Origin of the sequence: Flavobacterium limnophilum (assembly GCF_027111315.2) — a bacterium.
Lineage (GTDB): Bacteria > Bacteroidota > Bacteroidia > Flavobacteriales > Flavobacteriaceae > Flavobacterium > Flavobacterium limnophilum.
The window spans coordinates 3,640,192-3,654,508 of the sequence record NZ_CP114289.2; the positions used below are offsets into that span (position 1 = coordinate 3,640,192).

Here is a 14,317-nt window from a genome sequence, read left to right on the forward strand (position 1 = left end):
GCTTGATTTTTTTAACGCTAAATTTTATAATATTTGGTAGCAAATTTAAGGAAATGTTTGATAAGATAGGGACAAACTTTAAATTGAAAATTTATTCTACGAAGATGCATGAATGTATTAGGAAGATAAAGAGTATTTTTTATGCTTTATTAAATAATTCTTGTTGTTTGACTAGTATATCAATCTTTAACTTTCTTTAAATCTGGAATAATTACAATGAATTCTGTACCAACACCTAATTCTGAATTTACATTTATAACTCCCTCCATTAAATCAATAGATTCTTTTACTAAAGACAAACCAATTCCAATTCCTTCACTTTGTTCTTTCTCGGCCTGAAAATTGAAATCAAAAATTTTGGAAAGCATTTCTTTGCTGATGCCTATTCCATTGTCTTTGATGGTGATTTTTGCTTCAAAATTATTTGAATCGATTGTAACCAATATAAATGGATTTTCTTTCTTGGTATCATAGTATTTCAAACTATTGCCTATAAGATTTGAAATAACCGATTTCATTTCGTTTTCATAAGTGTAAAATTCGTCAGTTTGACATACGGTTGTTTCAATTTTCACCTTTTCCAGGCTGGGATTATATTTAATAGACTCATAGAAATCACTTAATAATTTATTAAAATCCACTGATTTACAAGTATTGGTTGATATCGATATCTCAAGCGTTTTTTGTACGAAGGATTTCAGATTAAAAGCACTTTGCTCAATAAGTGAAAAATATTCATCTATCGATTCATTGTCTATCCTTGATAACTGGATTAGGCCAATAACTGAATTTAAAGGAGTCTGTATATCGTGGGCAATTTTAAACACCGTGGAATCCAGGCGTTTGTTAATTTCTTTCAATTGCTTGTTTTGCTTATTAACAATCTCTTCAGAAATTTTTCGTTGACTTACGTCAATATGCGATACAATTGATAAATCATCGTTGCCTTTCAGTGGAGTGCATCTCAAAATAAACCATCTTTTCTCGTTTAATGAATGACAAGGATACTCCATTTCAAAAAGAAGTTGTTCCCTTTTAATCACGCTTTGCAACCCTACTGATGCTCTTAAAGCATCTTTAGAATCTTTACCAGTTGCACTTCCACAAACATCCAAATAGTTTACACCAACATCTGTCTTGTCCAAAGAACCAAAATTTTGACCCGAAAAACATTTCCAAGCAAAGTTTGTATAGACAATTTCACCTTTTTTGTTAATTACAGCTATTGAATCTATAAATGAATCAAAAATTTCGAAAAAACTTACCATAGATTATTTAGGAATTTCATTTATAGAAGGCATTAAACCAAAAACATTTGAGTCATTTATTGAATACCTGAACGAATTTAAGAAAATGTATGCTTAGTTTAAAATAAATTTAAGTTAAAAGTCATTAAGTTCCATGCTATTGCTGAAAATTAATTTTGCATGTTTTTTATTTATTTTGAAAAACAACCCCAAAAAACAACTAAACAAAACACAAACAACGACTTAAAAATTTTTTTGATTTTAAACTTGCAAAAAAATTATTCTCTCTTAATCTCGTGACCCACGAATTCTTCCAAGGTGGCGAACATTTCATCGACTGAAAGAACTTCGAAATCGGGGTGTGATTTCAGGAAATTGGCGTTCAAAGTAACCAGGTTTTCTTCCAATTCGAAAAAAGTGTCGCTGTTGAGCAAATCCCGAGTTGGGTTCACGCCTTCCAGTTTTCCTTTCAGGAATTTATTGAGCTTGACACTGCTCATTAATTTCACTTTTTTGGATTGTTGTTGGAATAATTCCAAATGCTTTTCGGCGCCAATCAAGGCCAAACCTTCTTCAATCAATTCGTTCAGTTCGGCATTCCAACCCGAATGATGCACAAATTGGGCAAAGTTTCCCGCAACATATTGCGAATAATAATAGTCCAAATAATAACTCATCAAGGCATCTTCGTGAATGAATTCGTCGTCTATTTTTTCCTCTCGCATCAAATTGATAACCGAAATATTCGAATTGATGATGTCTTGAAGATTCTCACTATTGAAGGCTGTTTCTGAAACTATTATTCTACCGAATTCCATATTTTAAATTTTAAATATTGGGCAAATTTCCGTTAAATAAAAACAGAAAAGAAATTTTGACGACGGTTTTGAATAAATAAAAAAAGCTACATTGATAAAAATGTAGCTTTTGAAATTATTGAAAAGACTAATCTTTATTTTGTTTTCATTGGCGGCAAATCAAATGCTTTTGAATCACCTTCGAAATTATTACGATGTGAACCGTCACAAAAAGGCTTGTTGGATGATAATCCACAACGACAAAGGCCCAATGCTGTTCTTCCTTCTAAGCCATAAATGACACCATCTTGATCCATTATTTCAAAATCCCCTTCGATTTTTATCGATCCGTTTTTATTGATTATTAGTTTTGTCTTGCTCATATTGTTTTTGGTTTAAGAGGTCAAAGTTGCGAAAATTATCCATACCTACGGCACTTTTTCTATAAACTATCACATTTTGGATGGATTAAAATTCCTCCCTACAAAATATGGCGAGCTTAAGACTCTAAAGGCTGGTCATTATTTTTTTGCTGATTCATTTTGGTTACTAAGACTTTCAATCGTGCTGTTTTTTCTTTTTTCTCTTCTTGCAATTTAGCCTTTTTCCGATTGAGCAATTTGGTATGCAAAGCCTTGTTTTTGGTGTTTTTTTCAGGTCCTTTTGCCATAATTTATAATCTTCAATAATTATGGTTACAAATATAAATTTTCAATCCATAAAAAAAAACGGAAACAACTTTAAAAGTCATTTCCGTTTCATTCTACTTCTCAAAGAAGCAGAATCTAGCACCAGAATAAATTAATTATCTGATGTAAACCCAGATATTGTTCCCATTTTTCAACTTTAATTCACTAAGCGTAAGATTAACAATGTCGTAAGTAGTGGTTACACCATTTAGAACAATTGTTACTTTACTATCGCCTTTGGAATAAGTTCCTGAAGTAGTTGTGAGCGCACAAGGACTAACAATAGAACTATAATCTCCTGAAGTCATTGTATTATCAATCTTTAGATTAATAAAATCATGGTCACAGCCACTTGTGTTTTGTGGCGGATCAGCCAATGTTTCTACACCGTTAATATTGGTGCCCACTTTGACAATACCCCATTTCCCTACTAAAGGAGCTAATGTATCTCCTTCGTTTTCATCATTAGAATTACAAGAGGTTGCAAATAATCCGACACTTAACGCTAATGCAAATAAAATGCTTTTAATTTTCATGTTTGATTTATTTAAAATTAATAATGGCTAAATTAGCCTTATAGCTGCCAAAGAATGTTACACAATTATTAATATAAATTATATTATTACTTTGATATTTAATAAATTACTAGTCCAAATAGAGCATAGAAATTCTTTTTCGTTTTTTATTTCAAAATAAAAGATTACTTTACCTTGTTATTATTCACTTTGGCGTTTAGTGAATATATTCATAAAGGATAGCAAGACATCTTGGATTCGACCTAGTTAAATAGCTTCTGATTGCCACCTTCCGCACAATGACAATAAATAATTCCTTATTTTTGCAGCAAATTAAACTGAATTATGTTACAGAATCCAAAAAGATATACCATTACGGCGGCATTGCCTTATACAAACGGACCCATTCATATTGGGCATTTGGCGGGTGTTTACGTGCCTTCGGATATTTATTCTCGTTATTTAAGATTGCAAGGAAGAGACGTTTTGTTTGTGTGCGGAAGCGACGAACACGGCGTGGCGATTTCGATGAAAGCCAAGAAAGAAGGCGTTACTCCGCAGGAAGTAATCGACAAATACGATGGAATTATCCGGAAATCATTCTCGGATTTTGGAATTTCGTTTGATAATTATTCCAGAACTTCGGCGAAAGTTCATCACGAAACGGCTTCGGAATTTTTTAGAACCTTGTATGATAAAGGTGATTTTATCGAGGAAGTGACCGAACAATTGTATGATGCGAAAGCAGATCAGTTTTTGGCAGACCGTTTTGTGGTGGGAACTTGCCCAAAATGTGGTAACGAAGAAGCCTATGGCGACCAATGCGAAAAATGTGGTTCGACTTTAAATGCTACGGATTTGATTAATCCAAAATCGACTATTACGGGAGAAACTCCTATTTTGAAATCGACAAAACACTGGTTTTTGCCTTTGGATCGTTATGAAGATTTCTTGAAAGAGTGGATTCTCGTTGGACATAAAAATGACTGGAAACCCAATGTTTACGGACAAGTAAAATCTTGGATTGACGGTGGACTGGAACCTCGCGCAGTAACTCGTGACCTCGATTGGGGAATTGATGTTCCTGTGGAAGGTGCCGAAGGAAAAAAATTATATGTTTGGTTTGATGCGCCGATTGGCTACATTTCTTCTTCGAAAGAATGGGCTGCGAGAGAAGGAAAAGATTGGAAACCTTATTGGAAAGATGAAGACACAAAATTGGTTCACTTTATAGGGAAAGACAATATTGTTTTCCATTGCATCATTTTCCCGGCAATGTTGAAAGCCGAAGGAAGCTATATTTTGCCAGACAATGTTCCTGCGAATGAGTTCTTGAATTTAGAAGGAAACAAACTTTCTACATCTAAAAACTGGGCCGTTTGGTTGCACGAATACTTGGAAGAATTTCCGAATCAACAAGATGTTTTGCGTTATGCTTTGACATCGAATGCACCAGAAACGAAGGACAATGATTTTACTTGGAAAGATTTTCAAGCAAGAAACAATAATGAATTAGTAGCGATTTTTGGAAACTTCATCAATCGTGTGGTGGTTTTGACCAATAAATATTACGAAGGAATTGTCCCAAGTCCAAAGGAACTTTCGGAAGTAGATGAACAAACTTTAGCGGAATTAAAGGCTTATCCAGCCGTGATTTCGAGTTCTATCGAACGTTATAGATTCCGTGAAGCTTTGGGCGAATTGATGAACGTTGCCCGATTGGGAAATAAATACCTTGCCGACGAAGAGCCTTGGAAAATGGTGAAAACCGATCCAGCTCGTGTGCAAACCCAAATGTATGTGGCTTTGCAAATTGCTGCCGCTTTGAGTTCACTTTGTGAGCCTTTCTTGCCATTTACTGCTACAAAACTTTCAAGAATTCTGAAAATTGAAAATAAAATTGACTGGAAAACAGTTGCTGACAATTCCGATTTAATTCCTGCAGGACACCAAATTGGCGAAGCCGAATTGCTTTTTGCCAAAATTGAAGACGAAGAAATCCAAAAACAAATCGACAAATTGGAAGCTACAAAAACTGCCAATTACGCTGAAAATAAAGTAGCAGAACCTCAAAAAGAATTAATTCAGTTTGAGGATTTTGCCAAAATGGATTTGCGTGTCGGAACCATTCTAGAAGCAGAAAAAATGCCGAAAGCCAACAAATTGTTGATTCTAAAAGTTGATACTGGAATTGACGTTCGCACCATTGTTTCTGGAATTGCCGAGAGTTTCAAACCGGAAGACATCATCGGAAAGCGAGTAACAGTTTTAGTAAACTTGGCACCAAGAAACCTTCGTGGTGTGGAAAGCCAAGGAATGATTTTGATGACTAACAATGCCGAAGGCAAACTGGTTTTCGTGAACCCGGATGCTGATGGGGTTGCGAATGGTGAGACGATAAATTAAAAGACCAACACGGATTTCACAAATTAGCACAAATTAATCTGTGCTAATTTGTGAAATCTGTGTTTAAAAAAATAAAGAAATGAACCTAAAAGTAATTGCTTTCGACGCCGATGATACCTTATTCGTGAACGAGCCATATTTTCAGGAAACAGAACAAAAGTTCTGTGGCTTGATGGAGGATTATTTGTCGCATCAAGGAATTTCGCAAGAACTCTTTAGGATTGAAATAGCCAACTTGAAAATCTATGGTTACGGCATCAAAGCCTATATTCTTTCGATGATCGAGGCAGCGATGAAAATATCGAACAATACCATTCCAGTTGAAGTCATCGAAAAAATCATTGAATACGGTAAAGAATTACTCGAAAAACCTATTGAGTTATTAGACGGTGTTGAAGAAACTCTACAGGCTTTACACGGAAAATACAAATTAGTGGTTGCCACCAAAGGAGATTTACTGGACCAACGTAGAAAATTGCATAATTCAGGTTTAGGCAAATATTTCCATCACATTGAAGTGATGTCTGACAAACAAGAAGTGGATTATACCGACTTATTAAAACGTTTGGAGATTCAACCTAATGAATTCTTTATGATTGGTAATTCCTTAAAATCGGATGTTTTGCCGGTTTTGGCCATTGGCGGTTATGCTGTTCACATTCCATTTCACACTACTTGGGCACATGAAAAAATTGACCATAAAGTAATACACGAAAAATTTTTTACATTTGATAAAATAACTGATGTACTCAAAAAAATAAATACTTAATATCCTCGACTGTTTTCACAAGCATTATTTGTTTTTTTTTTATATTTTTCAAATCCTTACACCTCCAAATTAATCCTTCCACACTATTTAGAATAATCATATCCCGTATCTACTTCAAATTCATCAATAATTAAACCCATAAATTATTGAAAAACAAAAAAAACATAGTTTTATATAATTATCACTAATTCTTACGTAATTCACGGTTTTCCTAGCTTTATTGAGGCTTATGCCATAAATTCGCAGCACTAAATTTAAAACAAAAAATTATGAAAAAAATTATACTGACGTTGATTTTTGCTGGTTCATTTGCAAGCTTAAAAGCTCAAACTGAAACTGAAAAAAAGGAAAGCAACAACGACTACAACAAATGGTCGGTTGAATTAGATGGAGGATTTAACAAACCACAAAGACCGATGGGAGCAGGTGCTTACACCGAAATAGTTAGTCCTTATGTGGTTAATCTTGGGGCAAGATATATGTTCAACAACAAATTCGGTTTGAAAGCTGATTTTGGCTATAACTCTTTTCAAGAAGAAACAGGATCGGTTAATTTTGACACTAAACTTTACAGAGTAGCTGTACAAGGAGTCGTAAACGCAGGTAGAGTTTTAAATTTTGAAGATTGGACAAATACAATCGGTTTGTTATTGCATGCTGGTGTTGGTGTTGCGCAACTTGAAGACCAAAATTCTGCTGGCAAAGACAAAATGGGTAATTTTATTGGAGGTGTAACGGGTCAAATTAGATTAAGTGACAGATTTGCTTTAACAGGAGATTTTACTACCATTGTTACTGCAAAACAAGATCTTAATTTTGACGGAAGTAATTTTAATGGAACCAATGGCTTTCAAGGAATTCTTTTCACAGGTACTGCGGGTTTAACTTATTACTTAGGTAAAAACACAAAACATGCTGACTGGGTTGTTATAAATCCTACAGCTGAATTAGAGGACAAATTGGCTGCTTTAGAAGCTAAATTAACTCAAGATTCTGATAATGATGGCGTAGCTGACTTTAAAGACGAAGAGCCGAACTCTGCTCCTGGCGCAGTGGTTAATACAAAAGGAAAAACTATTGTAGTAAAAGATGCTCAAGGCACTGTTGTTCAGACGACAGAATCAGACCTTAAAACATTAATTAATGGTGGATACGTTGGAGTTTATTATGACTTTAACAAATCTACACCTACTGCAGATTCTACTGGAAATATTGATTTTATCTTGACTTACCTTAGAAACAATCCTTCTGCTAATATTGAAATTACAGGATATGCTGATGAGATTGGAAGCACTTCTTACAACAATACATTATCAAATGCAAGAGCCAATAATGTAAAAGAAACTTTGGTTAAAGCTAATGTTGACGCATCAAGATTGACAATAGTTGGAGCTGGAGAAGATACTTCTGTAAGCAAAGATTCTGATTCTGCTAGAAGTCTAGTTAGAAAAGTTACTTTTAAAATAAAATAAGCTAAGCTTTTTTTAGCACACAAAAAGCCCTAAAGGAAATTTCTTTTAGGGCTTTTTTATTCGTTGTCTAGTCCTGAAAAAAGTAAAAGAATTGCCCTATTTTTGTGAAAATAAATTTTTGCAAAACAATGAAAACCCTTTTAGACCTTGAAAATTGGAACCGAAAAGAACATTTTCTGTTTTTTAAACAATTCGAAGAACCTTTCTTTGGTTTAACCGTCGAAATAGATTGCACGAAAGCCTATGCAACTGCCAAACAATTGGGGACTTCCTTTTTTACTTACTATTTGCACAAAACCATGGTTGCCGTAAATGCAATTGAATCCTTTCGTTATCGAATAATTGACAATGCCATTTACATTTTTGATACCATTGATGTCTCCGCAACCATAATGCGCGAAGACCATACTTTCGGGTTTTCGTTGATTGAATATTCACCCGATTTTGAAATTTTTGCAAAAAACACGTCAGAAGAAATTCAAAGAATACAAAACACATCGGGACTTTTAACCCGAGAATTTCCAAACAATAATTTAATTCATTTTTCGGCCGTTCCTTGGATCAATTTCACGTCCCTTTCTCACGCCAGAAGCTTTACTTTTCCAGATAGTTGCCCTAAAATTTCTTTTGGAAAAATGATGATTGGCGAAGACGGCAAAAGAACCATGTCGATGTCCATTCACGTACATCATGGATTGATGGATGGTTATCACGTTGCCCAATTTCTGGATTATTTTCAGGAATTGATGAATCAATAATTTGCATTCATTCCCTTTTTGACAAATTGAATTCAAAAAATTAAACATTTTTAATAAAACAACCCTTATTTTAAAGGAATTCCAAGAAGTTGAATCTTTTCTTAAAGCAATCATCCGCTTTGAATTATTTTTTTTTAACTTTACTAAAAACTTACAATTATGCTGTCAAAAAATATAGAAATCGCTTTAAACAAACAAATTCGCATTGAGGCAGAGTCTTCCCAAATTTATTTGTCAATGGCCTGTTGGTCGGAAGTGAGTGGCTTGGAAGGAATCGCCAAGTTTATGTATGCCCAATCCGACGAAGAACGTCTACACATGCTCAAGTTGATAAAATACGTGAACGAGCGCGGAGGCCACGCACAAATCACCGATTTGAAAGCGCCCAAAACCACTTACGAAACTTTTAAAGGAATGTTTGAGGAACTGTACAAACACGAGATTTTTGTTTCCAATTCCATCAATGAATTGGTGCACATCACTTTTGAAGAAAAGGATTATGCCACGCACAACTTCCTGCAATGGTATGTTGCCGAACAAATTGAAGAGGAAGCTACCGCCAAAACCATTTTAGACAAAATCAACTTGATTGGCGACGACAAAGGAGGCTTGTACTTATTTGACCGGGACATCCAACAAATTGCGGTTGCCGCAAGTGCTTCCGCTCCAAAATAGTCGTTACCCTGACAACTGAAAATGCCTTCAAGAATTTGATTTTCTTGAAGGCATTTTTTTTATCAAAAAACACATAAACTTTATTTAGAATAGATAAAAACAACATACCTTTGTATTGGTTTTTAATTCTTTACAAAGTGAGCAAGAAAGAAAAGGAAAAAGATAAAAAAAAGAAAAAGAAGAAAAAAGACAATCTTGACAAAATCAAGAAAGCAAAAAAATGCAAGTCTAGCTGTTGCGAAAAATATAAAAAAAGCGAAAAGAAACGTTGCGACCGCTGTCCAATGTTTGATTTATTTAAAATTGTTTCCTAATTCAAATGCCCTCCGATTGAGAGGGCATTTTTGGTTAAAAATTTATTTCAAAAATTTATTAATTTTCAATTCTACAAAGCATTTAAAAGTGAAATGATATCATCGCCGTAATTAGCTGTTTTATTTTCTCCAAACCCTTTTACAGTTTTAAAATCCTCAAGACTTTGTGGTTTTTTGATGGCAATGGAAACCAATTCTGAATTATGACAAATCATATAGTGAGGCAACATTAATTGCTGCGCCTTATCACTTCTCCATTTTTTCAAAGCAAAATAGATTTTCTTTTCCTCAAATGTTAATTCTGTGTCATTAACAGCAGATTTACTTTCCTTTTTTGGTTCATAAAAAACAACAGCAGACCAAAAATCCACGGTTGTAGTAGTTACAAAATTCGTGGAAGTCAATTTGATTTCGACAGAATCCAGAAACTGGTTCATCCTGTTTTGATCTTCCTGACAATGCTCTTTATCAAGGCGGATATTAAAAACTTTGATGTTCATGGCTAACTATTTAAAAGTTAAACTATTTTCCCAAAAGCAAAATATCATTCGCCACGATTTCAGTAACATAGCGTTTTTCTCCGTTTTTGTCAAGATAATCACTGTAAGTTAGTTTCCCTTCTATACAAATTTCTTTGCCTTTAGTAACATATTTTTCAATGATTTCGGCAACTTTCCCCCAAGCTTTCACTTTGTGCCATTCTGTTTTTTCTACTTTGTCCCCATTTTCTTTGTAATAAACTTCGTTGGTGGCCATTGTGATATTGGCTACTTTTTTTCCTCCATCAAGATTTTTGATTTCTGGCTCTTGTCCTACGTGACCGATTAACTGTACTGTGTTTTTCATTGCATTCATGGCGTTTAAATTTAAATTGTTGGTGTATAATTATTTTTTGCTGAATTGTTCGTTCAAATCAACAGGGCAAAGATGCGACGGCTTTAAAATTTTATTCGGTAGATAACTGCTTACTTTCGGTTGTAACTATTTGTAACCGTTTGTAAATGGAAAATATTCATTATATTTGGTTGATTTTAACAGAATTAATGACTATCCAATGAAAAACCATTTAACCCTAGAAAAGCTAAAATTTCCGATTGGAAAATTTCACAGACCTGATCCCATAACCGAAAATGATTTGGAAACTTGGATTGCAACCATCGAAAATTTTCCTTCCAAAATAAAAAACCTGACTTCAACCCTTTCTGTCGAAGAATTGAATTGGGTGTATCGACCAAAAGGTTGGTGCATCAAACAAGTCGTGCATCATTGTGCCGACAGCCACATCAATAGTATTGTTCGATTTAAACTGGCTTTGACCGAAGATGTTCCAACGATAAAACCTTATGAAGAAGCATTGTGGGCTGAACTCGCCGATGGCAATTCGAACGATATTTTTCCCTCCCTTCAAATCATCGAAGGCGTTCATGCTCGTTGGGTTTTACTTTTGAAAAGTCTTGGCAAAAAAGAATTAAACCGACAATTTTTCCATCCAGAAAACCTCAAATTGGCTAATTTAGAGGAAACCATTGGAGTTTATGCTTGGCATTGCAACCATCATTTGGCACATATTGAACAAGCCTTGTTGCACAAAGGTCAATTTTAAGAAATGTATCTATTAAATTTTATGATAAAAGTCGAAATATTTAAAATAAATTTCAAACCATTAAGAAATTTAAGATCCATTAAGAAAAACACAAAACTTAATTTGCTTAATGCCTCTTAATGGTTTAAAAAAATGTTTGCAATATTTACAATAGCGTTTTAAAACGAAAACTATGGACAAAACCTGCCTGGAATGTGGAGACAAAATTGTGGGTCGCGAGGACAAAAAATTTTGCAGCGACGGTTGCCGCAATGCCTACAACAACAAAATAAACAAGGACAGCACTAATTTTATGCGCAACGTAAACAACAAATTGCGCAAAAACTACCGTATTCTTTCGGCATTGAATGTCGATGGAAAAGGAAAAACCACCAAGTCAAAACTGTTGAGCAAAGGATTCGATTTTGAATTTTTTACCAATATTTTGGAAACCAAAACCGGAAACACCTACTATTTTGTTTACAATCAAGGCTATCGTGTTTTAGAAGACGACTATTATATGCTGGTCAAAAAAGAAATTTAGATCCCAATCTACCATTATGAAAAAAAATTATTCCTCTATTTTATCCGTTTTATTTATCCTTGCTATTCTTGGATTTGTTTTCTTCACGATGATGCCCCAATGGACATCCGATGACGATGAGCCACTTTCGGAATTTTCGACCAAAAGAGCTTTGGAACAAGTCAAAAACATATCCCAAAAACCACATTTTATAGGTTCCGAAAACCACGATCTGGTGGCCAATTATTTGTTGAAAGAATTGCAAAATATGGGCTTGGAGACTTCCATTCAGGAAGGTTTTGCCTTTTCGGATTGGGGAACTTTGACTAAATGCAAAAACATTCTGGCTCGAATAAAAGGCACCAACAGCAACAAAGCCCTGCTCCTGCTTTCGCATTATGACAGCGCGCCACATTCCTATTCAAAAGGCGCAAGCGATGCTGGTTCGGGCGTGGCGACAATCCTGGAAAGCGTTCGTGCTTTTACCTACAACAAAAAACAACCCAAAAACGACATCATTATTCTGTTTTCGGATGCAGAAGAATTAGGATTGAATGGTGCCGCACTTTTTGTAACCCAACATCATTGGGCAAAAGAAGTGGGTTTGGTCTTAAATTTTGAAGCCCGAGGAAGTTCTGGCCCAAGTTATATGTTGATGGAAACCAATGCCGGAAATGCCGGATTGGTCAAACAATTTGCTGCTGCAAAAACCCAATATCCTGTTTCAAATTCCTTGATGTACAGTATTTACAAAATGTTGCCCAACGACACTGACCTGACTGTTTTTAGAAAAAACGGCAATATTCAAGGCTACAATTTTGCTTTTATCGATGGGCATTACAACTACCACACCGCTCAAGACGATAGCAATCATTTGGATCAAAACACCTTGGCACATCAAGGAAAATACTTGATGCCGTTGTTGGATTATTTTTCGAATGCTGATTTGAACACGACACAAGCCACCGAGGATGATGTGTATTTTTCGATTCCTTTTACCTTCATCAGTTATCCTTTTGGTTGGGTTTTGCCAATGGTAATTATTGCTTTTGTGCTCTTAATGTTTTTTATATTCATTGGAATTGCCAAAAGAATTTTGTCCCTGAAAGAAATTGGAAAAGGATTTATTCCGTTGTTGGGTTCGCTATTAGTTTCGGGATTAATCACCTTTTTGGGATGGAAATTATTGTTAGTGCTCTATCCGCAATACAACGATTTGCTCAACGGATTTACCTATAACGGACACGATTACATTGCGGCTTTTGTGCTGTTGACTTTGTCGATTTGTTTTGCTTTTTACCAACGTTTCTCTGTCAAAAAAGTGACGATGAACCATTATGTTGCGCCATTGTTCCTTTGGATTCTCATCAATGGATTACTGGCTTTCTTCCTGAAAGGCGCAGGATTTTTGATTATTCCCGCTTTTGCAGGATTGCTGATGTTGGCTTCTTTTGTACTTACCCAAAAATCAAAATGGATATTGAACCTCTTTTTGAGCATTCCCGCCTTGTTGCTTATCGCACCGTTTATTCAAATGTTCCCGATAGGTTTAGGATTGAAAGTACTGTTTGGAAGTGCCATTCTCACTGCCTTGACTTTTGGTTTATTGTTGCCTGTTTTTGGTCCATTTAGACGAAAAGGAAAGATGTCCGTGATTTTGTTGGTGATTTCGATTGGATTTTTTGCCAAAGCCCATTATTATTCCGGTTATGAATTGGGCAAAGCCAAATCCAATAGTTTGGTCTATATTTTGGATGCCGACAAAAACAAGGCCACTTGGGCGACTTACGACACTAATCTGGACGAATGGACAAAAACCTATTTGGGTCAAAACACAAAAGATGCCAAAGTATTAAGCTCCATTTCGTTACCCAGCAAGTACAATTCTGGGTTTACTTTCACCGCCGATGCGCCAATTAAAATACTTTCAAAACCTGTTGTAGAATTCCTGAAAGATAGCGTTGTTGGCGGCAATCGCTATTTAAAAATCCGAATCACGCCCACCCGAAAAGTTAATCGTTATGATGTTCTTGCCAATGAAAACCTGGTAATCCAAAATTTCAAGGCCAATGGTTTGTCATTGTTGGGACAAAAGAGTTCCAAATACGAACGAAAAGGCAAGAAATTGTTGAGCTACTATGTGGTGGATCAACTTCCGCTGGAAATAGAATTCAGTGTGGCTGCTTCGAGTGTTTTGGATTTGGTTTTAATGGAAAGTTCCTTCGATTTGATGAGCAATCCGCTATTTAAAATGGCAAAAAGAGCCGATTGGATGATGCCAACGCCTTTTGTTTTGAATGATGCCGTGATAATTAAACAGAAAATAAAACCTTCGGCAAAAACGGTTAAACCCATTCCTTTGAATATTGGAAATGCTATTCAAAAAGATAGTTTGGTGATTGAAAAAGACAGTTTGAGAAATGCAATTCCAGCTGCAAATTAATAGTTATATTAACTAAATAATAGCCGTGTTATAAAAGAAAGCCAACCAAAATTGGGATGGTTAAAATCCCTTTATGGTTAGTAAATAAGAGTTAGAGTTAAGCTTCAGAAAAAAACTAAAAATAGAA

General features: G+C 35.1%; 16 protein-coding genes. 9 read left to right on the forward strand and 7 right to left on the reverse strand.

The window, feature by feature from the left end; all coding sequences use genetic code 11:
* Nucleotides 1-179: 179 nt before the first annotated feature.
* From OZP13_RS15125 to OZP13_RS15145, 5 genes are all read right to left on the reverse strand, one after another.
* Nucleotides 180-1,145, reverse strand: a complete 966-nt coding sequence (locus OZP13_RS15125) for a sensor histidine kinase (RefSeq protein WP_269240949.1) — start codon at nucleotides 1,143-1,145, stop codon at nucleotides 180-182.
* A 380-nt stretch (nucleotides 1,146-1,525) separates the two neighbouring features.
* Complete coding sequence (locus OZP13_RS15130) at nucleotides 1,526-2,065, reverse strand: DMP19 family protein (protein ID WP_269240950.1); 540 nt, start codon at nucleotides 2,063-2,065, stop codon at nucleotides 1,526-1,528.
* Nucleotides 2,066-2,199: 134 nt separating this feature from the next.
* Nucleotides 2,200-2,427 (reverse strand): CDGSH iron-sulfur domain-containing protein, encoded by a 228-nt coding sequence (locus tag OZP13_RS15135; RefSeq protein WP_269240951.1) that lies wholly within the window; start codon nucleotides 2,425-2,427, stop codon nucleotides 2,200-2,202.
* 116 nt (nucleotides 2,428-2,543) lie between these two features.
* On the reverse strand, nucleotides 2,544-2,714 hold the full coding sequence (locus tag OZP13_RS15140; protein WP_281297709.1) for a hypothetical protein: 171 nt from the start codon (nucleotides 2,712-2,714) through the stop codon (nucleotides 2,544-2,546).
* A 135-nt stretch (nucleotides 2,715-2,849) separates the two neighbouring features.
* Nucleotides 2,850-3,269, reverse strand: coding sequence for a lipocalin family protein (locus tag OZP13_RS15145; RefSeq protein WP_269240953.1), 420 nt, complete (start codon nucleotides 3,267-3,269; stop codon nucleotides 2,850-2,852).
* A gap of 324 nt (nucleotides 3,270-3,593) precedes the next feature.
* Here OZP13_RS15145 and metG point away from each other — a divergent pair, with 324 nt between their 5' ends.
* The 6 genes from metG to OZP13_RS15175 all read left to right on the forward strand — a co-directional run bounded on the left by metG (nucleotide 3,594) and on the right by OZP13_RS15175 (nucleotide 9,642).
* Nucleotides 3,594-5,654: a methionine--tRNA ligase gene (metG, locus tag OZP13_RS15150; protein WP_269240954.1), complete on the forward strand. Its 2,061-nt coding sequence runs from the start codon at nucleotides 3,594-3,596 to the stop codon at nucleotides 5,652-5,654.
* Nucleotides 5,655-5,733: 79 nt separating this feature from the next.
* Nucleotides 5,734-6,423, forward strand: a complete 690-nt coding sequence (locus OZP13_RS15155) for an HAD family hydrolase (RefSeq protein ID WP_269240955.1) — start codon at nucleotides 5,734-5,736, stop codon at nucleotides 6,421-6,423.
* Between the two features lie 269 nt (nucleotides 6,424-6,692).
* Nucleotides 6,693-7,895 (forward strand): OmpA family protein, encoded by a 1,203-nt coding sequence (locus OZP13_RS15160; RefSeq protein ID WP_281297710.1) that lies wholly within the window; start codon nucleotides 6,693-6,695, stop codon nucleotides 7,893-7,895.
* A 128-nt stretch (nucleotides 7,896-8,023) separates the two neighbouring features.
* The gene (locus OZP13_RS15165; protein WP_281297711.1) at nucleotides 8,024-8,653 is read left to right on the forward strand and encodes a chloramphenicol acetyltransferase; all 630 of its coding nucleotides are present in this window, start codon (nucleotides 8,024-8,026) and stop codon (nucleotides 8,651-8,653) included.
* A 159-nt stretch (nucleotides 8,654-8,812) separates the two neighbouring features.
* On the forward strand, nucleotides 8,813-9,328 hold the full coding sequence (locus OZP13_RS15170; RefSeq protein ID WP_281297712.1) for a ferritin: 516 nt from the start codon (nucleotides 8,813-8,815) through the stop codon (nucleotides 9,326-9,328).
* A gap of 110 nt (nucleotides 9,329-9,438) precedes the next feature.
* On the forward strand, nucleotides 9,439-9,642 hold the full coding sequence (locus OZP13_RS15175; RefSeq protein ID WP_281297713.1) for a hypothetical protein: 204 nt from the start codon (nucleotides 9,439-9,441) through the stop codon (nucleotides 9,640-9,642).
* 71 nt (nucleotides 9,643-9,713) lie between these two features.
* Here OZP13_RS15175 and OZP13_RS15180 read toward each other — a convergent pair whose 3' ends face one another.
* Both OZP13_RS15180 and OZP13_RS15185 read right to left on the reverse strand, forming a co-directional pair.
* Nucleotides 9,714-10,142, reverse strand: a complete 429-nt coding sequence (locus OZP13_RS15180; protein ID WP_269240958.1) for an HRDC domain-containing protein — start codon at nucleotides 10,140-10,142, stop codon at nucleotides 9,714-9,716.
* A gap of 22 nt (nucleotides 10,143-10,164) precedes the next feature.
* Entirely contained in the window at nucleotides 10,165-10,488 is a 324-nt protein-coding gene (locus OZP13_RS15185; protein WP_281297714.1) for a single-stranded DNA-binding protein, read from the reverse strand.
* Nucleotides 10,489-10,696: 208 nt separating this feature from the next.
* On the opposite strand from OZP13_RS15185, the gene OZP13_RS15190 reads away from it, so the two are divergent.
* The 3 genes from OZP13_RS15190 (at nucleotide 10,697) to OZP13_RS15200 (ending at nucleotide 14,190) form a co-directional block, all read left to right on the forward strand.
* Nucleotides 10,697-11,245 carry a YfiT family bacillithiol transferase gene (locus OZP13_RS15190; RefSeq protein WP_281297715.1) on the forward strand — a complete coding sequence of 183 codons (549 nt, stop codon included), beginning with the start codon at nucleotides 10,697-10,699 and terminating at the stop codon, nucleotides 11,243-11,245.
* A 172-nt stretch (nucleotides 11,246-11,417) separates the two neighbouring features.
* Complete coding sequence (locus OZP13_RS15195; protein ID WP_269240959.1) at nucleotides 11,418-11,768, forward strand: hypothetical protein; 351 nt, start codon at nucleotides 11,418-11,420, stop codon at nucleotides 11,766-11,768.
* Nucleotides 11,769-11,784: 16 nt separating this feature from the next.
* Entirely contained in the window at nucleotides 11,785-14,190 is a 2,406-nt protein-coding gene (locus OZP13_RS15200; protein ID WP_281297716.1) for a M28 family peptidase, read from the forward strand.
* The last annotated feature ends 127 nt before the right edge of the window (nucleotides 14,191-14,317 follow it).

Bases quoted from the DNA above. Each gene is read 5' to 3' on its own strand.
- OZP13_RS15130 (WP_269240950.1), bottom strand. From the start codon at position 2,065: ATGGAATTCGGTAGAATAATAGTTTCAGAAACAGCCTTCAATAGTGAG.
- OZP13_RS15135 (WP_269240951.1), bottom strand. From the start codon at position 2,427: ATGAGCAAGACAAAACTAATAATCAATAAAAACGGATCGATAAAAATC.
- OZP13_RS15140 (WP_281297709.1), bottom strand. From the start codon at position 2,714: ATGGCAAAAGGACCTGAAAAAAACACCAAAAACAAGGCTTTGCATACC.
- OZP13_RS15145 (WP_269240953.1), bottom strand. From the start codon at position 3,269: ATGAAAATTAAAAGCATTTTATTTGCATTAGCGTTAAGTGTCGGATTA.
- metG (WP_269240954.1), top strand. From the start codon at position 3,594: ATGTTACAGAATCCAAAAAGATATACCATTACGGCGGCATTGCCTTAT.
- OZP13_RS15155 (WP_269240955.1), top strand. From the start codon at position 5,734: ATGAACCTAAAAGTAATTGCTTTCGACGCCGATGATACCTTATTCGTG.
- OZP13_RS15160 (WP_281297710.1), top strand. From the start codon at position 6,693: ATGAAAAAAATTATACTGACGTTGATTTTTGCTGGTTCATTTGCAAGC.
- OZP13_RS15165 (WP_281297711.1), top strand. From the start codon at position 8,024: ATGAAAACCCTTTTAGACCTTGAAAATTGGAACCGAAAAGAACATTTT.
- OZP13_RS15170 (WP_281297712.1), top strand. From the start codon at position 8,813: ATGCTGTCAAAAAATATAGAAATCGCTTTAAACAAACAAATTCGCATT.
- OZP13_RS15180 (WP_269240958.1), bottom strand. From the start codon at position 10,142: ATGAACATCAAAGTTTTTAATATCCGCCTTGATAAAGAGCATTGTCAG.
- OZP13_RS15185 (WP_281297714.1), bottom strand. From the start codon at position 10,488: ATGAAAAACACAGTACAGTTAATCGGTCACGTAGGACAAGAGCCAGAA.
- OZP13_RS15190 (WP_281297715.1), top strand. From the start codon at position 10,697: ATGAAAAACCATTTAACCCTAGAAAAGCTAAAATTTCCGATTGGAAAA.
- OZP13_RS15195 (WP_269240959.1), top strand. From the start codon at position 11,418: ATGGACAAAACCTGCCTGGAATGTGGAGACAAAATTGTGGGTCGCGAG.
- OZP13_RS15200 (WP_281297716.1), top strand. From the start codon at position 11,785: ATGAAAAAAAATTATTCCTCTATTTTATCCGTTTTATTTATCCTTGCT.